This window comes from Acanthopleuribacter pedis (assembly GCF_017377855.1).
GTDB classification, from domain to species: Bacteria; Acidobacteriota; Holophagae; order Acanthopleuribacterales; family Acanthopleuribacteraceae; genus Acanthopleuribacter; species Acanthopleuribacter pedis.
This window is the reverse complement of sequence record NZ_JAFREP010000027.1, coordinates 71,620-91,039: the sequence shown is the minus strand read 5'-3', so window position 1 is coordinate 91,039 and position 19,420 is coordinate 71,620. Positions and strand designations below refer to the sequence as shown.

The 19,420-nt window shown below is 56.9% G+C and carries 11 protein-coding genes; 7 read left to right on the top strand and 4 right to left on the bottom strand.

Features of this window, described 5'->3' with window-relative positions; all coding sequences use genetic code 11:
- Positions 1-3: 3 nt before the first annotated feature.
- A complete protein-coding gene (locus J3U88_RS25045) occupies positions 4-6,495 on the bottom strand; it encodes an NHL domain-containing protein (protein WP_207861741.1) in 6,492 nt (2,163 codons plus the stop codon).
- 1,229 nt (positions 6,496-7,724) lie between these two features.
- On the opposite strand from J3U88_RS25045, the gene J3U88_RS25040 reads away from it, so the two are divergent.
- The 3 genes from J3U88_RS25040 to J3U88_RS25030 are packed head-to-tail and all read left to right on the top strand — an operon-like array spanning position 7,725 to position 10,733.
- The gene (locus J3U88_RS25040; RefSeq protein ID WP_207861740.1) at positions 7,725-8,180 is read left to right on the top strand and encodes a response regulator; all 456 of its coding nucleotides are present in this window, start codon (positions 7,725-7,727) and stop codon (positions 8,178-8,180) included.
- A gap of 26 nt (positions 8,181-8,206) precedes the next feature.
- On the top strand, positions 8,207-9,604 hold the full coding sequence (locus J3U88_RS25035) for an ATP-binding protein (RefSeq protein ID WP_207861739.1): 1,398 nt from the start codon (positions 8,207-8,209) through the stop codon (positions 9,602-9,604).
- Entirely contained in the window at positions 9,591-10,733 is a 1,143-nt protein-coding gene (locus J3U88_RS25030; protein WP_207861738.1) for a sensor histidine kinase, read from the top strand. The genes J3U88_RS25035 and J3U88_RS25030 overlap by 14 nt, the downstream gene beginning before the upstream one ends.
- 242 nt (positions 10,734-10,975) lie before the next feature.
- On the opposite strand, the gene J3U88_RS25025 is transcribed toward J3U88_RS25030, so the two are convergent.
- Complete coding sequence (locus J3U88_RS25025) at positions 10,976-11,932, bottom strand: transposase (RefSeq protein WP_207861737.1); 957 nt, start codon at positions 11,930-11,932, stop codon at positions 10,976-10,978.
- A gap of 917 nt (positions 11,933-12,849) precedes the next feature.
- On the opposite strand from J3U88_RS25025, the gene J3U88_RS25020 reads away from it, so the two are divergent.
- Positions 12,850-13,155 carry a hypothetical protein gene (locus J3U88_RS25020; RefSeq protein ID WP_207861736.1) on the top strand — a complete coding sequence of 102 codons (306 nt, stop codon included), beginning with the start codon at positions 12,850-12,852 and terminating at the stop codon, positions 13,153-13,155.
- 15 nt (positions 13,156-13,170) lie between these two features.
- A complete protein-coding gene (locus tag J3U88_RS25015) occupies positions 13,171-13,374 on the top strand; it encodes a hypothetical protein (RefSeq protein WP_207861735.1) in 204 nt (67 codons plus the stop codon).
- A gap of 2 nt (positions 13,375-13,376) precedes the next feature.
- On the opposite strand, the gene J3U88_RS25010 is transcribed toward J3U88_RS25015, so the two are convergent.
- Positions 13,377-14,156, bottom strand: coding sequence for a PP2C family protein-serine/threonine phosphatase (locus J3U88_RS25010; protein WP_207861734.1), 780 nt, complete (start codon positions 14,154-14,156; stop codon positions 13,377-13,379).
- 488 nt (positions 14,157-14,644) lie between these two features.
- Here J3U88_RS25010 and J3U88_RS25005 point away from each other — a divergent pair, with 488 nt between their 5' ends.
- Together J3U88_RS25005 and J3U88_RS25000 are read left to right on the top strand one after the other, a co-directional pair.
- Positions 14,645-15,535 carry an alpha/beta fold hydrolase gene (locus J3U88_RS25005; protein WP_207861733.1) on the top strand — a complete coding sequence of 297 codons (891 nt, stop codon included), beginning with the start codon at positions 14,645-14,647 and terminating at the stop codon, positions 15,533-15,535.
- Positions 15,536-15,768: 233 nt separating this feature from the next.
- A complete protein-coding gene (locus J3U88_RS25000; protein WP_243436146.1) occupies positions 15,769-17,001 on the top strand; it encodes a PQQ-binding-like beta-propeller repeat protein in 1,233 nt (410 codons plus the stop codon).
- Positions 17,002-17,062: 61 nt separating this feature from the next.
- Here the strand turns inward: J3U88_RS25000 and J3U88_RS24995 are convergent, their stop codons facing one another.
- Positions 17,063-19,366 (bottom strand): bifunctional alpha,alpha-trehalose-phosphate synthase (UDP-forming)/trehalose-phosphatase, encoded by a 2,304-nt coding sequence (locus J3U88_RS24995; protein ID WP_207861731.1) that lies wholly within the window; start codon positions 19,364-19,366, stop codon positions 17,063-17,065.
- Between the last annotated feature and the right edge of the window lie 54 nt (positions 19,367-19,420).

Sequence of the window (19,420 nt, the reverse complement as noted above, 5' to 3'; positions counted from 1 at the left end):
CTCCTATTCGAATCCACGGCTGCCGTATTTCTTGATTTGACTAAACTGTTTGCCCTGTGCCCCTTTACGGGACCAGCCGCCCTCGCCGAATTGAGCGTCCATCATGCGTTTCGCGAACTGGTCGCCCGATTCGCCCTCGTAGGGGCGGCCTTCCGGGTGGTTTTTCACAAAAGAGGGCGCGTCGCTGGCTTTCTCTTTGCCGCTCCCTTTTTTGGACTTTTTGAATTTCCGATTGCAGTCGCCGTTGTTGTTGTGGACCAAAACGCGGTCGGGGGAAACGAAGTAGTTGTGGTTCTCGTCCACCGAGAAGTTGTAAACCGTGGTTTTGGTGAGGCGTACCCATTTGGCTTCGACCGCCGCGATCGCGCCCGTTTGGGTCAGGATGCGGTCGCCGATGTGCAGATGAATCGCGCCTTTCCAGCCGTGCCCGACCACATAAAACGGGTGCTCTTCCGTCGCCTGAATGAGCTCGCCGTCGATGGTGAGATCAACCAGGCGGTCCGCCGCGCGTCGGCTCAGTGACAACACCGGGCGCAGCTCCACCGCGCCGGAGCGCTCCACGTAGCTCCAAACCTGGTCGTCGACCTGAACGTCCTCGATGGGAACCAGCCCGTTTGCCGTTGCCACCAAGGTGCCGGCGACGAAACAGCCTTTTTGCGCTTTTTTGAAGAGGTCCTTGAACCACTTCATCTTAGCGAGTTTGGAGAGGCCGGGACCCAGGGCGCCCAAGCCCGCGGAGATCGCGACCTGGTTCCAGTCGATGCACTCCCAGCTTCCGCCGTTCTCCATCATTTGGTTGAGCACGTCCATGATGGCTTCGCCGGCGGCTTTGATCGCCAGAATGACCAGGAACGGGAGGTTGCCGTCGGGGTCGACGAAGTTTACCGGATCGTTGTTGGCGTAGCGGTAGCGATTGAGGCCGCCGTCGCTGCCGAGCGGATCCACGTCCGTCCAACGGCCGACCGCGGGATCGTAATCACGTGCCCCGAAGCGAACCAGCCCCGTGTGGTGATCGACGATACCCCCTGCAAACCCAAAGGGTTGAAAGCCAGGATTGGAGTCGGCTAGGATGCGGCCCCAGGCGTCGTAGCGGAGTTCCTGGACGACCGTACCGTCCGCCGTGTCGAGGACCAGGCGGGGGCTGCCGCGGAAGTCCGAGATGATGCGGTAGGTTTTACCGTCGCGGATCATGAAATCGGGCACGTTGCCTTTGATGCTGTAGACAAACCGGCTGACGATCTCACCCGCGCCGTTGAGTTCAGCGACCGGGTTGAGGTTGTCCTGATAGAGGAAGCCCTGAACCAGGGTGCCGTCGACCTTTTTACCGACGCGACGGTTGGTGGCGTCGATGACGTAGTCGATGCGGGTGCCGTCGGCGAGGGTTGCGTCGCGCAGGTTACCAAGCAGGTCGTAGCTGTAGCTGACCTCGTCGTTGGTCACGCGGTTTTTCTTGCTTTTCAGATCGCCGTTGGGACCGAAGCTGTAGTCCCAGTCGCCGTGCGCGGTCAGGCGGCCGCGCGTGTCGTAGGCCGCGATGTCCGCCGCGTTTAGTTCATCCGTGCGGTTGCCGAAATCGTCGTAGCCATAGCTTTCAATCAGGACCTCGTCGCGCAGGACTTGGGTTAACTGTCCACGGGGATCGTAGACGTAACGGTCGACATGGGCGATCCCGTCCCGGGTTTCCGTGACCCTGTCAATGCGGCCCAGAGCATCGTAGGTCACGTCGAAATGGAGCGGTGTTTGCGCGCCGACCTGGACCCCGTAAACGTTGGGTTCACCGTAGCTGTTAAAGCCGAACTCGGTGCTTACCTGACCCAAGGTGGTGCCGTCGATGAAGCCGGTGTCGTCCGCGTAGGTCAGGGTCATCGCACCGATTTGGGTGAGTTCGCCCACGTTGTTGTACACGCCGCGAACCTCGGGCGTATCGTTGACCTGAATGCCTTCGATTTCGAAATCGTTGGTGTAGGTAACCGCGACCGAACCGGCGATTTCACCCGTCCAGCTCACACTCTTGGGCAGGTGTCCGTCGTAACCCAGTGCCACTTCCGGGCCGTGGCTGTTGCTGATGCGTTCCAATTGACCCGTGGTACCGTGGTAGTGGGCCGTGGTCACGAAGCCGTCCGCCTCGATCCGGTCGAGGCGACCGTAGTCGTCGTAAACCGTGTTGAGGATGCGGTGGTCCGGGTAAACCAGATGGGTGGGGTTGAGGTCTTTGTCGAATTGGTGGGTGACCGCCCCTTCTTGGTCCGGTGAGGATACCGAATCGCGCAGGTTGCGTTTGTCGTAACCATAGACGAAGGCGTCGCTGCCGGGGGGGTCGATACGGGTGACGTTGCCGTTGTCGTCGTAACCGAAGGAAACCAGCTTGCTGTCGGCCAGGGTAGTTTCCTGGACACGACCCAAAATGTCGTTGCGGTAAAGGGTGACCCGGTTCAAGGGATCCGTGATTTGGTCCACATAACCATGGTCGTCATAGTCGAATTCAATGACGCGTGTGCCTCGCGTGATCTTGGCGATCTGCCCGTCGGGACGGTATTCGTAGTCAATCGAGGCCTGACCGGGTCGTTCTACGCGGGAAATGGCGTTGGCGTTGTTGAAGAAGGTTTGCGTCGCCAAGTTCTTGGCGTTCACGCTGGTGAGTGTGCGGGCGTCGTGGTCATAGGTGACCGTGTTTTTCTTGCCGTTGACGTCCACGTTGTAGACGTGGGTTTTTAGCGCGTTGCGCTGAACCGGATCGTCGAAGGTCACCGTTTCCTCGATGCGCGCCGTCAGTTGGCGCCCGGCCGGGGTGGTGACGCGGGTTTGGTAGGGCACCGTGACCAAGCGACCCCAGCGCGCGCTGGAACGCGAGGTTTTGGTGATGACCGTGCCTTCCCGTTGGCGAATCGTGGTCGTGCCGTCCGGCGTGCTGGTCACCTCTACCTGGGGACAATCGCAGTCCATGCCGTCGACCCAGCGTCGGGTCGTGCCGTCCTTTTGGATCGCCATGTGGTAATCGGTCACCAAACCTTCCGCGGTGGTGACCGTCACCGTGTAACCGTTGGCGCGTTCCACGCGGGCCAGCGCTTGAAAGCCGCCCTCGGGATCCGTGTCGCGGGTGAGCCGGCCTTGGTCGTCATAGGTGAAGGTCCAGGTGTTGCGGTTGTAATCCGTGAAGGTGTTGAGCAGGCCGAAGCGGCTGTCCGCGTAGTAGGTCATCCTCGCCCTGTTGCCGGCGGGATTTTGGAAATCGCCCAAAAAGCCGTCGCTGTTCAACAGCAGCGTGGTTTGCTGGCCGTAGGGACCGGTGATGACAATACCGTCCGCGTGGCTTTCGTAATCGAATCGGGTCACTTGGTTGTCGATGTCGGTGATCGCGCTCAAGGTGCCGCCGGGGCCGTAGCTGAAGCGAAACATCGCCGCGTCCGTCATCGCGTCGTGGGTGCGCAGGTGGCGACCGGAGAGATCAAAGACGAAGTAGCTTTCGCCGTCCAGATCGGGCACGATGATTTCGTCTGCTTGGAATCTGGGTTCCGGCGCCGCAATTTTACGGATGCGGTTTTGCGCGGAGCAGGCCACGTAAACGTTTTCGTGTTCGTCCAAACCGAAGCCGTTGATGGTGCCGAGGCGTGAACTCGTGGCCGCTGAACCTTCCGAACCGTCGACCGATCCACCCGTGTAACCGCCGATGGTGGTGATGATGCCGTCCGGCGTGATTTTGCGGATCTTTTCGTTCCAGGCGTCCGCGAAGTAGACGGCACCACTACGCCCAACGCGCACCACAACGGGGCCTGCCAGTTGGGCGTCTACCGCGGGACCGTTGTCACCTGCAAAACCGCGCACACCGGTACCCGCGATGGTGGTAATCCGACCCGTGCGATCCACCTTACGGATGCGGTTGTTGGCCAGGTCCGCGATGTACAAATTACCCTGACGGTCGACCTCGACACAGGTCGGTAGGTTCAGACGAGCTTGTAAGGCCGGACCGTTGTCGCCGCCGTAACCTCCCTCGTTGACACCGTCACCGTCCGGGTCGGGATTTCCCGCCGCCACCGTGATCACACCCTCGCGGTCTACACGGTAGACCTGGTGGTTGAACTTGTCCGCAAAGAACAGGTTGCCTTCGCTGTCGACCGCGAAACCCGCCGGGCGGTTCAGTTTGGCTTGGGTTGAGAAGGTCAGGCTTTCGGCGCTGAGCGCGCGCATGCCCGAACCCTTTTCGCTGTTCAGGCCGGCAACCCAGCCGACCATGCCGTCTTTATATTTGCGAACCAGGTTGTTGTGGGTGTCTGCAATGAACAAACCGCCGCGCTCATCCCACTTTGTGGTCCAAGGCAGGTTCAACTGCACCTGTGCCCCTGGCAGATCCTTCGTGCCCGAGTTGCCCGGTGCTTCGCCGAAACCCGCCAGTGTGGAAATGCGCCCGTCCGGGCTGATTTTGCGGACGCGGTTGTTTTCCATGTCCGTGACGTACAGGTTGCCGCGGTTGTCCGCTTCCACGTCTTGTGGGTTCGCCAGTTGGGCGTCCGTCGCGCGACCGCCGTCGCCGCTGAACCCACTGACGCCGTTACCCGCCACCGTTTCAATCACCCGGCCGACACTTGCCGCCGTGCGAATCGTGCCGTCGCCCATGTACAGCGTGCGTGAGGTGGGATCGTAGACGTGGTGCTCGTTGACCGACCAGCCGCCCAAACCCAAGGCGCGTGCGTCCCAGGTGCCCACGTAGCGGATTTGCTCCTGCCAGAGCGTGATTTCGTTGCGGCCCGCGTTGGCCGAAACAGGGTTGCCGTTGCCGAACAAGCCGAAGGAACGCGGGGTTTCCGCCGGCAACTGCAGCAGGCTGTCGTAGACGTAACCAATTTTTACCGTGGCCGTTGCTTTACCTTGAACCGCTCGGCCGTAGCCGTCTGACCCGTCCCAAATGAAACGGTGGCGCAGGTTGGTTTGCGCCGTGAAGCTGCGTTCGTATTTCTGACCGGCTACATGAACTTCGAGCAGCACCCGTTTTACCGCCGCCGGTAGTGTGGCGCCCGTCAGGCGCAGGTCCAGTTGACGCGAAAGGCGGTGTCCCGGTACCCGCGTGCTTTTGTAGTACAGCGAATAAGGCGTGCCCGAAATCCCCAGAACCTCACCCAGGCTTTGGTTGTGGACGTCGATAATGGAGCCGCTTTTTTCACACGGATCCTCTTCTTCCTCCTCTTCCTCTTCCGGTTCTTCCGGTGCCTCCGCTTCCGGCGGCAACAACTGACCGTAGTTCAGGTCCATCGGGGTGAAGTGGTCCGTCATCGCCCGCCACAAGGTGGCGCCCATTGGATATAGCGTGGCCAGTTCACGTAACTCAGTTTCGGTGATGTTCAGCGCTTCCAAGGCGGCGCTGTCGGCGGCTTGACCGCTACCGTCCACATCCAAACGGGCGAGCCCGGTTGCGGCATCCGGCGCCAGCACCTCGATAATGCGGCCGTTGTCCATCGCGATCCAGGCTTGGCGCTCGCGGTCGAAATAGCCAACCGGCACCAAAATCCCCGTTGGTAAATTGAGGAAGTTGTCCACATAAAAAGCGACCTCGCGGTCGAAACGCACCGTTTGCGCATCCTGTTGCACCGCTTCATCGACACTCAACTCAACGCAGTAGGTGTAGGCACTCGCCGGAGGCAAGTTGGCCGGCATCGCTTTGGGCCCGTCCGGCCCCACCGTGTATTCCGTGGCCCGCACCGACAAACTGCTCAGCGCACGGGTGCTTCCATCAGGCAACACCATTTCGGCTTTGGTGCCGGGCGCGAAGAACAGGGTGGCTTGTCGGCGACCGTCGCTGTCTTCCACCACGCTGCCCCGTGCGATCTGCGCTTGGTCGCTTGTCAGGTCTACCCGTGTGACCGCGCTGTCAAACGGTGTCATCAACACGTCTTCCAACCACGCGAAATCGTTGGCTCGCGGATCTATCTTGCGGAATACCGGAATGTAGCCCGGCTTTTCAAAGCGCAGCGACTGAAGGTCGCCCGCGTTCACCACCAAATCGAAGATCCCGTCCGCGCGGGTCCGGGTCGTGCCGAATTCGTCGGCGCCTTGCACCCGAACTGTCACCCCGGGTAACGGCGAACCCGCGGCATCGCGAACCACGCCGCGCATCACCGACATGTATTGGGCATCCAAGGCCCCCTCGGCGACACCCGTCTGAACCGCATTAGGACCCGCGAATAGGAAGCTCACCGATGCGGCAAAAGGCGTCACAACCGTAGGGTCGTTGGGGGTGGCCAGGGTCGCCGGGTCAATGGGGTGCGTGCCGCCCGCCTGTTTGATCGCGTTGATCACGCAGACAATGTCCGCGACCGTCACGCTGCCGTCACCGTTGCAGTCGGCCTCGCCGGAAGCGGTTGTGCGGCCCTGAATGACATCATTCAGCAGCGCCACATCCTGCAAATCACGCCGGCCGTCGCCGTTGGCGTCTCCGGGCTGCGCTGTGATCGGTAGAGCGGATAACATTAAAGCTATGAGATAGATACGAAGAAGAGCGTTCATGAACAAAAACCTTCCTTTAGTTGGGTTTTAAGGTCCGTGGTGGGTGGTTGGCGGCCAGGATTACTGGACGCGCCGTTGCCAACGCGGGCAAGCAACCGCGATGGCGGCGATGCGGGTCGAAGCGGTGCCTCGCCGGTATCTCACCAAGCGTGGATCGTCGCGGCGAGGCCGAACGGGGTTGTCCCCGAACGCCGATTCCCCGGCGTGGGCCGATGGATTCGATGTTTGTTGTGGGGTGTGGAGAACCATGCCTCGGAAGGCCCGCTCTACCTGTATGGGTTTCTGCCGGGTGGCATCCATCGTAAGAAGCTGGGCTGGGTGGTGGTAATGACCCTGTAGGGGCAAAGATTCGGTGGAAATCAGGTTAATAAAAGCTGATCAGGTCGAGAAAGTGTATTGATAAGGGGTTTTGATTGATGAAAAGAATAGGTGCAAGCTAGCAAAATAAGCTAAGGGCATGAAAGTAGAACCTCGTGTAGAGCTAAAAAACGTCTCGAAGCGGGCAAACTCTACCATCTGAACCAAATCTTGCCAATAGGGATTCCTCTTAAACCGGCTCCAGGTAGTCTGAAGGATGTCATAATTCATTTGAAACAGTGGATATAAGGTGCGCTCTGGATTCGGGAGGCTGTCCTGCGGTTGTGATTTTCACCAAAAATAATAGAAAATGTGTATCTGACGTTAATTAGCTAAACTAAGTTGGTTAATAAAAGATATTCTTCTGGTAAAAAAACTTTGGCCTGCCGTGGGCAGGGAGACACTGGCACAGCATCTGCTCCTAGCCGGTGCTGTGCCGGGGTTATCGGATTGTGCCTTTTCGCGCCTTGTTTTCCGCTTGTGGCCCAAAATTGCCTCCATCAAATCGGTGGGGGAGCTTGCCGTGTAATGAATGCCAAACCCGTCGAATTTTTTGTGTTTTGTCTCACGGTTTATAAATAACTGCGGTAAGCTGTTGTTGGTGTAGCGCGAAAGATTCGTTGGTTGTAATTTTTCGGGGGGTTGCGGTTGTTTTGTCATTTGCGCTTTCGCGCCGGTACCGGCCCTACTCCGCGGGAAAGTCGCATCGCTGCGAGCAATTCACCAAGTTAAGTCCCCTGAAATCTGTTGGTTTACTTTGATTGCTTTGATTGCGTTTACACCGTTGTTCCGTTAGTTTGGTTGTGGGTTGCTTCCTTCGTATGGCTTGCTTTTTCGGGAAGCCCGCACCGTAACCTTCCTAAGGAGGTGGCATGGGAGCCGCTGAACCCCGTGATACCGCACCCATTCTAATCGTTGAAGACAGTCCCGACGATTTTATGATCACCCGTCGTGCCTTGCGGCGTGCCGGCGTGAACAGTCCTCTTTACCATTGTGTCGATGGTACCGAGTTGCGTGCTTTTTTACAGCGTCGCCCGCCTTTTGACGATGAGGCCTACGATCAACCACCTTTGCTCCTGTTGCTCGACCTTAATTTGCCGGGAGAGAAGGGGCACGATCTTTTGGCTTGGCTTAAGGCCGATCCTGCTACGCGGGTTTTACCCGTAATTATCCTCACCACATCGATTGATGAACGAGACGTTCAGGCCTGCTATGCTAGAGGGGCCAACTCCTTCATCAAAAAGAACATGGACTTTAACGAATTCGTTTCGACTTTGCGCACCTTAGGCCGTTTTTGGTTTGACTGTGTTGCTCTTCCGCAAATGTGACTCCCTCCCGAGGCGGAACTCCCTGCATGAATGACGTAGCCCCCGACACGCAAATGCGGCGCATCCTCATGATTGAGGATCTCGCCGAGGATCGCCAAATTTACCGCCGTTACCTCAAGCGGCATTTTGGTGAGGGGATCGCATGGCGTGAGGCGGAAACCGCCGCCGAGGGGTTGGCCGAAATTGAACAGTGGTCGCCCGATTGTGTGCTGCTCGACTACAGCCTCCCCGATCAAGATGGTTTGGCCGTATTGCAAAGTTTGCTTGGCGAACGGGCCCGGTTGCCGTTACCCGTGGTGATGCTAACCGGGATGGGGAGTGAATCCATTGCCGTGCAGGCGCTTAAGCTCGGGGCTATGGATTATTTGGTCAAGGATCACATCACTGCTAACGCCTTGAAACGCACCGTCTTAAATGCCATGGAGAAACACAACTTAGTAGCCGAGCTGGAAAACAGCCGTGGTGCTTTGGAGCGGTCCCATGCCGAACTGGAGGCCCGAAACGCTGATTTGCGAGCTTCCAAGTTGGAGCTTGAGCGAGAGGTTGGTGAACGCCGGCAGGTGCAGCAAACCTTGCTCGAAAGTGAAAAACACTTCCGCAAAATGGCAGAATTCTCCGCCTCCGTCATTCACAACCTCGGCAACGTGCTCACCAACATGGGCACCTCCATCTTCCAGATGCGCTCCGTGTTGGAGGGCTCTCAACTACGCAACATGCTGTTGGCACATGGTTTAATCCGCGATCATCTCGAAGACTTCGACCGTTTTATTGTCGACCATCCCAAGGGCAAGTTGCTTCCCAAGTACTTGCTTAGTTCGGGGGAACACCTGCAGAAAGAGCAGGAGCGACTCAACGGCGAATTGGACCTCCTCAACGAGCGGCTGCTGATGATGCGCGACATTATCGAACAGCAGCAGACCCGTGCCAAAGATGCGTTGAAGTCGAATCCACTGGATTTGGGCAGTACCGTGGATAAAGTCGTCAGCTTGAACGAAGAACTGATTGAAACCTACCAAATACAAGTGTTTACCCAACATTTTGCCACGCGTCCCGTCTTTGCCAACCGCGCCAAGATCCTGCAAATTCTCATCAACCTTGTCAAAAACGCGATTGAAGCCATGGCCGCCAACCCGCCGGACCGCCACCGCCACCTTATTCTGCGTACCTCCGATGAGAACCACGACCGTATTTGTTTGGAAATTCGCGACACCGGCTGCGGTATTGAACCGGAGCAACTCACCAATCTGTTTGCCTATGGGTACTCCACCAAAAAAGAGGGACACGGTTTCGGCTTGCCCTACTGTGCCCTGGCCATGAAAGAGATGGGCGGCGATATTCGCGCGACCAGCGAGGGGGTCGGTCGTGGTACCGCCTTCACCCTCACGTTCCGGTCTGGTAGGAAGTTGTCGCATGACGGCAAGTAGCAGTTTTTCCCCGTTGACCACGCCCTCATTTATCTTGCTGGGCGAGCGCGACGAGGCCGCTGACTGGTGGGCACGGCTGGAGGGTTGGCACGAGGAAGGCCTCGTTCCGCCCGTCCTCTTCCCGGATCCCGGTGAGGGCAAGGGTTTTGTGCCGGGTGATCATGACGACGGCTTGCTGCTTTGCGTCTTTCGGGACACGGGCCCAGGCCAACCGATGTCCATCGAATTAGCTGACGAGGCCGATCTTCCCGTGTTGTTGCTCGGTCGGCGTGCACAGGAAAACGACATGGCCGCCTTGGTAGGTGGCTCGGTGTTGGATTATTTGGTGATGGACGACCTGTCGCCGACCCGTTTTCGCACCACCCTCGAACTGGCCTGGCAGCGGCGCCAAACCAAACAACGCGGGCTCCATTGGCGCAAGCGTTTGAAGCATTACTGGGAAACCTTTGCGCGCATTACCGCCCACGATTTGCGCGAGCCTCTGCGCGCCCTCCACAACTACACCACCTTCCTAGAAGAGGATTTGGGCTCCTGGATCAGCAAAGAAAACCGCGATTACCTGAGTTCCATTCGGCGGCTTAGTTCGCGTATGGACCGCATGCTGGCCGATCTGCATCGGTTAACCCGCTTAGCCTCCGCGCCATTGGCGTGCCGCGAGTTGGATTTGATGCCGTTGGTAATTGGGGTGATGCAAGAGTTGGCGCCGCAAATCAAATCGAGTGGTACCGAAATTCGGGTGGTGATGCCGTTGCCGCAGGTCTGCGCCGATGAGGAAAAGTTGGCCGAGGTCATTCATCGGCTGGTTAGCAACGCCATCGACCATAACCCCAACCCTGATCCCTATGTCGAGGTCGGCGCGCGACAGGAAGGGGCGCATTGTGTCATTTTCGTGCGCGACAACGGCGACGGCGTCGCCGACGAAATCAGCGACCAAATCTTCGAGCTATTTCGCGGCTACAAAAAGAAGTCCCGGGTGGCGGACGGCAGCGGTGCCGGCCTCACCATTGCCGACCAGTTAGTGCGCCTCCACCGAGGCCGTATATGGTTCGAATCCAACCCCGGCGAAGGCACCACCTTTTACGTGGCGCTCCCGCTTCAGCAGGCAAGTGACGGAACTCCCTGGAAGTAAATCTGGAAGGGGACAGGCAAGCTTAAGCAACTGTAATTAAAAGCTGTATGCCCTAAAAATGTTGATGCAGTAATGTGTGGGTAGCGATGGTGTGACACGGTTGGCCTTAGACATCGCTCATTATCGTGGAAGCGTATGGGTTTCGGCTATTTACAAAGGCCAACTTGGCTAAAAAGCTTGGAGTAGACGCACTTTGGGCTCTAAAATAAGAAGCTCTTATTTTTTAAGCAGTTGATATTAAATTATTTAAGATTTCTTTTGTAGGCTTCTGTTGGGCGGTCTTGAGGATCGCCACGCCTTCGTTTAACCGCTTCTTGGCGGACCTTGGTTGCCTTCTGTTTCTTGGCTTGTTCTTTCAGGGCAATTTGCTGCTGAAAGGCTTCTGACCCAAATGCCTGGTTCGACCAATCCTCAGGTGCTCTGGACGCGAACTCCTCCCTCCATTTTTCGAGCTCGGCCTCGGTGAGGGGGAATTCCTCTGAGTCATCTTCTGGTTTAGCATTTGATGAGGTGCCGTAAAGACGCACCGCGAGTTCGTCCACCAACTGAACGTAGGTTCGGGCGCGGCGTTTTCGGGGGACGGTTTTGAGGAAATCTATTGCCGGGAAATCAATCGTCTTTTTCCGAGCAAGCTGCAGTTTGAGGTGGCCGGCAGAGCACCATGGGTAAGACGACGAATTTCTGCTTAAGCCTGCTTTTACCGGGTTGTGCTCGATGTAGCACATGACCTTCAACAGGCCGGTTTCATCCTCAATGATTTTGCTGTTGTATCTGGCCCCCCATAGATGACCTTTTGTATTTCTGGCATGGTTAAACGCAATTGCGGTTCGAAGATTAATGGATTTCATGAATTCGGATAGATCGGTAAAGCGCTTATAGTAGGCGTGTGCCAGCTCCGGTTGCCATCGCCTTTTGTCCACGTTGATTTCCTGGAGACGTTCAAATCGAATTCTGAGGTCTTCGGGATCCATTGGCGGCTTCTTCACCTCAAGGCAAAGATGGTAATGGTTATCCATGATCACCCAAGCGAGAATGTTTACGTAAAAAACGGAGGCCGTCTTCTGGAAGATGTCCAGCATAACTTGCTTGAAACCTGGAACATGATCACCTTCGAAATAGAATTCTTGTTGCGCGGTTCGGTTCATCACATGGTAATAAGCGATGGGTTTTTCCAGTTTGATTCGGGGGCGTCGACTCATGCCGTGCCTCCCCCGATTGGAAAACCAACCGAAATGCCGTTTTGTTTACCAAACCTTGAGTTGCTACCCGTTTTTGGGCTAAAAAAATCCCTACCAACGATTGAGACCTCTTCGATCTGACAGGTGGGGACTGTCAGATCACATGTGCGCAGGTTGGAATTGCCCAGAAACCGGTTACTAGGTTCTTGAACTAACTTGGGTCGGGTGCTCTGAACAAATCCCTTTATCGAATTTCCCCAGATGAACCCGTGTCTTGGGTGCGTATTTCGTCTTCTTCGCGTAGAGTTTTTTTTCATTTTTCTCCATGCGAGGTTTGGCAAGTGTGATTCTAGCAGCACGTAGGGGAGTGTGAGTATTTTTTTGTTTATGGCGGTTTTTTAATCGCTAGGCTTTGGTAAGAAGGCGGGGAAAATCGGTGTTTAGCGGGCTGTTATCTGGGAGAGTATTGGGCGTGTTCCGATAGGGAGGCGGAGGCGTATAGCCTCTTAGGTATCAGTTGTTTGTTTAGGGATGCCTGTCCCCAGGGGGAGGCGGCGGCGTATAGCCTTTTGGGTATGATGGTGTCAGGTAAAAGGTATGATAGTTAAAGTAAATAATATAAGCTGTTTAGGGGTTCCTGTCCCCAGGGGGAGGCGGAGGCGTATAGCCTCTTAGGTATGATGGTTTCAGAAAAAAGTGGTGAAAGTGAAAACTAATGATATCAGTTGTTTAGGGATGCCTGTCCCCAGGGGGAGAGTATTGGGCGTGTTCCGATAGGGAGGCGGAGGCGTATAACCTCTTAGGTATGATGGTTTCAGAAAAAAGTGGTGAAAGTGAAAGCTAATGATATCAGTTGTTTAGGGATGCCTGTCCCCAGGGGGAGGCGTGTTCCCGGGAGGGGGACCCTTTTGCACTTACGGGCGTAGGTTGGGGGCTGGATGGTTTACGAAAAAGAGGATTTGCTCAAGCTTTTATATCGGGGGGACGCTGTCGGTGTGATAAAGCCAGGCGTTGACGATCCTCCTTGGTTTTTTGGGGAAGTAACCTTTGAACCGGATACAACTGAATTACAGTTGTTTTTACTCCGGTTTACCGATGAAGATGACGCTCATGAAGATATTTCAGTGTCCGATGAACGGCTTAATCACGAGAATTGGTGCATCGTTGATGCGACTGGTCGGAAAATCGGGATTTTTCTTCCCGCGTTTTATGAAAACAACGACATCTATTGGCGATTGCGATGAAGCGGATGAGGCTCCATGGATAGAGAACAGCGTGTTGTTATGGTGCAAAACATGATGCATGCAGCCGGGACCGAAGCGAAGCTAGATGGCTGGATACAACAACTGGAAGCCAAAGTGTTGCATCCTGAGGTGTCCGAACTCATTTTTTATGCCGATCCGCTGCTCGCCGCTCAAGCCGTTGTCGAACAAGTGCTTGCTTACCAACCGACCCGACCTTAACCCTAGAGCCCGTCCACGCGGATGATGAGCGCGGCGATGTTGTCGCGTCCGCCCTTGGCGTTGGCGGCGTCGACCAACATGCGGCTCGCCTTCTCCGGGTTGCGGCTAGAGCCCAGGATTAGGTTGCGTACTTCCTGGTCGGTCAGCATTTCCGTAACGCCGTCCGAGCACAACAAAAAGATGTCGCCCGGCAACAATTGTTGGTGGCCGTGCTCCACCTGGATCGATTGGCCGCCTAAGGATTGCCACAACAAATTGCGCATGGGGTGCTCGCGCGCTTCCTGCTCGGTAATTTCGCCCGACCAAATTTTGGCGTGTACCCAGGTGTGGTCCCAGGTCAAACAATTCAAGGCGCCGTCACGCAACACATAAGCACGGGAATCGCCCACATGGGCCATGTAACAACAATCGCCGTGGAACAGCGCCATCACGACGGTGGTACCCATGTTTTCGTAGCCCTCATTGTTTTGGGCATAGTGCTGAATCTGATAATGTGCCTGATCGATGCTGTAATTAATGATGTTGGCTTCGAGACTCAGTGCCTCGTCGTAGGTCACGCGCGACCAGAACGGCGGCCAAAACCAACCGGTATCCTTATGGGCCTGGTGCAAACAAAAATCAATGACCTGACAGGCGGTGGTACTGGCGATTTCGCCGCCCTTGGCACCGCCCATGCCGTCCGCCACCACGTAGGCCTGAATTTCATCAAGGCACAAGATGCGGTCCTGGTTGTACTGCCGTTCACGGCCCTGGTCCGTTCTTCCGAATGCTGTTAATTGCATAAGTGCGTGAGATCCTTTTCTCTTCGCTGAAGATGGGGCCCATTCCGGGAAACCCTTGGTGTTTCGGCGCTTCTCTGCGGCCCATTCGGCGCGCCCTCGCTGCCTCGTTTCGCCACGGGAAAGGTGTTGGGGCCGAAACCCTCGGGGCACGGCGCCTGTAATGCCAACCGACGGGCAGAGTCGGCAACGTGACGCGGCACAACGCGATCAGAACCACCTGACTATGAACCATACACTATTTTCTCTAGCTTGTGGTTGTCCAAAAACACCGCCTTTTCGCATTTCTCACCGACCCGCTTCACCCCAACCAAGAGGCTGTATACCGCGCCCAGGTGGGTTGATATGGCGCTGATCGACTTCCGCGCCTGATGATCGATGTATGTTTTTTCGCGGCAACTGACCGTTGGTGCAAGATACAGGGTGGGCTATGATGGAGGCTGTTCCCGATTCATACAATTTTCGCCGTCCCTTCCTTTCGGAGGTAAGCCGTGCTTTATTTCGAAAAAATGCTCAAACCCAATGGGGAAAACAGCCGCACGCTGATGCGGTTTTGGCCCAGTCAAACGCCCCCCCGCGGGCTGGTGTGTTTGGTACACGGGTTAGGGGAACACTGCGGGCGTTACCAGCATGTGGCCGGCTTTTTTAACCGCGCCGGTTATGCGGTGGCCGCGCTGGACCTGCTCGGTCACGGTGCCTCCGTGGGACGACGCGGCCATTTTTACGGCTATCCCGCCGTCGCCACCCAAATCAATGCGGTGGTGGCCGAGGCGGCAAAGTCAGTCGGCGATCTCCCCGTGGTGCTTTACGGACACAGCATGGGTGGCAACATGGTGCTCAACGTGCTCCTGCGCGGCCTCTTGCAAAAAGAACCGGAGGCTTTGGTGTTGTCGGGGCCGCTTTTCGAACCGGCTTTTGAACCCCCGACTTGGAAGGTGCTCCTAGGCAAAGCGGTGTACCGCATTTGGCCGACCCTCTCCCTCGCCAACGAATTGGATCCTGCCGGTTTGTCGCGCGATGAACAGGTGGTGGCCGACTACCTCAAAGACGAATGGGTGCACGGCTTGATCACGGCCAAGTTTGTCGAGGTGCTTGCCGGTGGTTTGTGGGCGAACCATGAAGCCGCGCGCGTGACTTGTCCGGTGTTACTGATGCATGGTGATCAAGATCCGATTACCTCGGTCAGCGCAAGTAAATCTTTCGCGGCGGTTGCGCCCAACTGCCACCTCAAGTTATGGCCTGGCTTGCGTCATGAACTTCACAACGAACCAGAGCAAAACGAGGTTCTGGCTTTGGCGGCGGCATGGCTTGGCGAAACCCTGGCGGTTGCACCGGTGGTGGACGCTTTCTCCCCTTCGGCTGAAACAAAAGCCGTGGGTTAAGCGAATGAGTTGCTAAGGTTCGCGCTTTTTTGGGGATGCGGCCGTGCCGCGGTATAATGCACCCATTGTTATCGAATACACGCTTTTTAGGTTGGGCCGGCTCGCTGCTTCCCTTAACCATCAACGGGGATGGGTAACGTCACCCTAGACCACCCTGTTGTTTCGCGCCTGCTCCCGTCAGACCACCGGCGCCGGCTCCCAACCTCAGCTCAGTGGAGGAATCTGTGAGAGGAATGTTTGCCACGATGATCGCTCTTGTATGCTGCCTAGGTTTTGCGGTGATCGCCGCCGACAGTACGGATTTCCGAGGCCCCGACCGCAACGGAATTTTTACGGCCGAAACCGGCTTGTTGAAACAATGGCCGGAGGCCGGCCCCAAACGGATGTGGACGGCCGAGGGGCTTGGCCAAGGTTACGCCAGCGTGACCGTGGTTGGCGGCAAGGTTTACACCACCGGTAAGTTCGGGGATTCCGGCGCCCTATTCGCTTTTGACAACAAAGGCAAGCAACTCTGGCGCACCGATTACGGGGATGAATTCCACGGTTCCGGCTACCCCGGCTCGCGCACCACGCCCACCTATTACAAAGGTTCCCTGTACCTCATGACCAGCCTCGGCACGGTGGTTGCCGCCGATGCCGAAACCGGCAAAATTAAGTGGAAAGTGGATGTGCTGGCCCGCTTCGGTGAAGGCCAAAAAGCCGAATCGCTGTTGCCCAAGTTCGGCATCGCGGAGTCCCTGCTGGTGGTCGACGACCAACTCATTTGTACGCCGGGCACGAAAAAAGCGGTCATGGCCGCGCTGTCCCTCAAGGACGGCCAAACGCTGTGGACCACCCCCGGCAACGATGAAATCAGCGCCTATTGCTCACCGCGCCTTTACGAGGACGGCGGTCACCGCTTTATCCTCACGATGACGGCCGCGTCCATGATTGCGGTTAACCCCAAGGACGGCGCGCTAATCTTCCGGCAAAGTTACCCCGCCACCTACAACATCCACGCGGTGAGCCCGGTTTGGCAAGACGGGTACATTTATGTTTCCGACGGCTACGGTCAAGGCGGTTCCTGCTTCAAACTGGCGGACGATGGGAAATCCGTTTCCCTGGCCTGGCGCGAGAAAACGCTGGATATCCACCACGGTGGCACGGTCCTGGTCGACGGCGTTATTTACGGTGCTTCCAACAGCAAACACTGGATCAGCCTGGACCTTAAAACCGGTAAGGTTTTGGAGACGGTGCGCCGCCAAGGTAAAGGCGCGTTGATTTACGCCGACGGCCGCCTCATCGGTTACACGGAAAAAGGCGAGGTCGTGATGGCCAAACCCAACAAGGGCAAAATCGAGGTGGTGAGTCGCTTCGAAATGAAAGAAGGTTCCGGTCACCACTGGTCCCACCCGGTTGTGAACAAGGGCACCTTGTACGTACGCCACGGCAAAGTGCTTGCCGCCTTCGACGTTCGCGCCAATTAAAACCTGACGCTCCCAACAAAAAAGGTCGCAACCGCGTTGCGACCTTTTTTGCGTGGGGTATTTAAGCGTCGGTAGCCCCGACGGAGTCGGCCGCCCCGACCGGGTCGGCGGGTTCAGGATCTTCGATCTCGGGTGCAGATTGGCCGGCTAGATCCGAGGCCAGCGTTTCGTGAATGTGTTTCAGGAGCAGGGCGACTTCGACCGGGCCCTCCACGTAGTAATGGGCGTGGACGTTGGGTTTTCCGACGTGGATCGAGAAATTGTTATTCGGGTGGATTTTGTACATGAACTCGTCGGTGGTGTCGTCGCCGATGGTGAAGAACACATCTTGATCAGGGTCGAAATCGTGGCGGGTCAACACCATTTCCACGGCTTGGCCTTTGTCAGCAACCAAGGGGCGCACTTCAACCGTTTTCTTGCCGGGGAACACGGACAGGGTGGTTTTGCCGAGCAGGGCATGCAGGGTTTCGATAAGCAGCTTGGCCTGGGATTCGGCAAACAGCGGTTCGGCCTGACGGTAGTGCAGCACCAAACAGGCGATTTTCTCTTCAATGTGGCTGCCGGGCACAAAACGCACGAACATGTCGAACAAGCGTTTCACCTCGGTGCGGGTGCTGGTGTAGTCCTCAAGATCAATGAGGGATTCCCATTCGAATTCACCGCGCGAGCGCATGAAAATGCCGTGTTCGGTGATCAGGTTGAGGGGTAGATCGCCAAAGTAGGTTTCGCAGTATTCCCGTGGGCGCCCGGTGACGATATTGACGTGCATTTTTCCGAACAGCCCGAATTGGCGGAGAAGCTCAACGACCTCACGCGGCGGAATCGCGAGTTCCGGCCTGGCCGCGATCGGGGTGAGCGTGCCGTCGTTGTCGAGAAACAAAAAGACGCGTCGCGCCTTGCGCAGTTGTTCGGTGAAGTCGGCGAAGGCGTGAGGTTCCAATTTGACCGACTTATCCGCGCGGGTTTCGGTGATGTTGGCCCAACTGTCCAAAAAGGTTTGGCACCAAACGTAGTTGTCAAATTCGAGGATGCGCTTGCGCAGGCCGCGCATGCGACTTTGGCGTTCGGCGGGTTCCATGGTGGCGGCACGTAGCATGGCGGCGGCCATATCCTCGACGTCGAAGGGGTTCACGGAAAGGGCTTCGCCCATTTCGGTGGCGGCGCCGGCCAGTTCACTGAGGATGACGACGCCGTCCTCGTCGGTATGCGCGGCGACAAATTCCTTGCAGACGAGGTTTAAGCCGTCGCGGAGGGGGGTGACCAACGCGATCTGCGCTTTGCGATAAAGTGCCACCACATCTTTTTGGCTAAAAGACTGATATAAATAATGGATAGGCGTGTAGCCAGGCTTGCCGAACTCACCGTTAAGTTGGCCGACAAGCCGTTCTACGCGGGCACGGAGTTCGCCGTAACTGGGGATTTTCTGGCGTGAGGGGACACAGAGTTGGACGAGTACGGCTTTGCCGATGTAGTCGGGGTTCTTGCGCAGAAAACGGCCAAACGCTTCCAAGCGTTCGGGGATGCCCTTGGTGTAGTCGAGCCGGTCGATGCCGAGCATGACCAGGGGAGCGTTGAGTTCTTGGAAGGGTTGTTGGGGCGGTGCCAAGTGGTCGAGTTCCTCACAAACGGCGTTGATAGATTCACAGTCGACGCCGAGCGGGAAGGCACCGACTTTGACCATGCGGTCCCCGTGGGTAATTTCGTCGAGGTACACATCTTTGCCGAGCAAACGGACCGCGCTGGAAATAAAGTGGCGCACATAATCGTAGGTGTGAAAGCCGATCAAGTCGGCGCCGAGCAGGCCGCGTAAGAGGGCGACGCGGTTGGGCAAGGTGCGGAAAATTTCCGAGGAGGGGAAGGGGATGTGGTGGAAGTAGGAGATACGGAGGTTGGGCGCGCGTTCGCGTAACATTTGCGGAACCAGCATGAGTTGGTAATCGTGGACCCAGATCCAGTCGCCGGGTTTGGCGACCTCAAGCGCGGTATCGGCAAAGGCGCGGTTGGCCTGTTCGAAGGCCTCCCAGTTGCGCGGCTGGTAGTGCATCATCGAGGGGAAGTAGTGAAACTGGGGCCAGATCACGTTGTTGGCCATGCCGTTGTAGTAGCCGTCGTAGGTGGTTTGGTCGATGGGGACGGGGACCAATTTGCGCGGTTCCAGTTCGCGGCGAAGGCGGGTGAAGGGGTCGTCGCCAAACACCCCGCCGTGGCCGATCCACCAGGTATCGTCGTTGTCGTTTTGGTGGATACCGCGCAGGCCCGCGACCAAACCGCCCGCGCTGGGACGTACGTCGAAGGTGCCGTTTTCTTCTTTGACGGTGATGGGCAAGCGATTGGAAATAATTAATATCCGTCTTTTCTTAGTCATGGCTGGTTCACTCCTGAGGGACGAACGATTTCATGGGGTTGATGGGGGGCCGTG

Coding starts and splice junctions, on each gene's coding strand:
- J3U88_RS25045 (WP_207861741.1), bottom strand. CDS start 6,495: ATGAACGCTCTTCTTCGTATCTATCTCATAGCTTTAATGTTATCCGCT.
- J3U88_RS25040 (WP_207861740.1), top strand. CDS start 7,725: ATGGGAGCCGCTGAACCCCGTGATACCGCACCCATTCTAATCGTTGAA.
- J3U88_RS25035 (WP_207861739.1), top strand. CDS start 8,207: ATGAATGACGTAGCCCCCGACACGCAAATGCGGCGCATCCTCATGATT.
- J3U88_RS25030 (WP_207861738.1), top strand. CDS start 9,591: ATGACGGCAAGTAGCAGTTTTTCCCCGTTGACCACGCCCTCATTTATC.
- J3U88_RS25025 (WP_207861737.1), bottom strand. CDS start 11,932: ATGAGTCGACGCCCCCGAATCAAACTGGAAAAACCCATCGCTTATTAC.
- J3U88_RS25020 (WP_207861736.1), top strand. CDS start 12,850: ATGGTTTACGAAAAAGAGGATTTGCTCAAGCTTTTATATCGGGGGGAC.
- J3U88_RS25015 (WP_207861735.1), top strand. CDS start 13,171: ATGGATAGAGAACAGCGTGTTGTTATGGTGCAAAACATGATGCATGCA.
- J3U88_RS25010 (WP_207861734.1), bottom strand. CDS start 14,156: ATGCAATTAACAGCATTCGGAAGAACGGACCAGGGCCGTGAACGGCAG.
- J3U88_RS25000 (WP_243436146.1), top strand. CDS start 15,769: ATGTTTGCCACGATGATCGCTCTTGTATGCTGCCTAGGTTTTGCGGTG.
- J3U88_RS24995 (WP_207861731.1), bottom strand. CDS start 19,366: ATGACTAAGAAAAGACGGATATTAATTATTTCCAATCGCTTGCCCATC.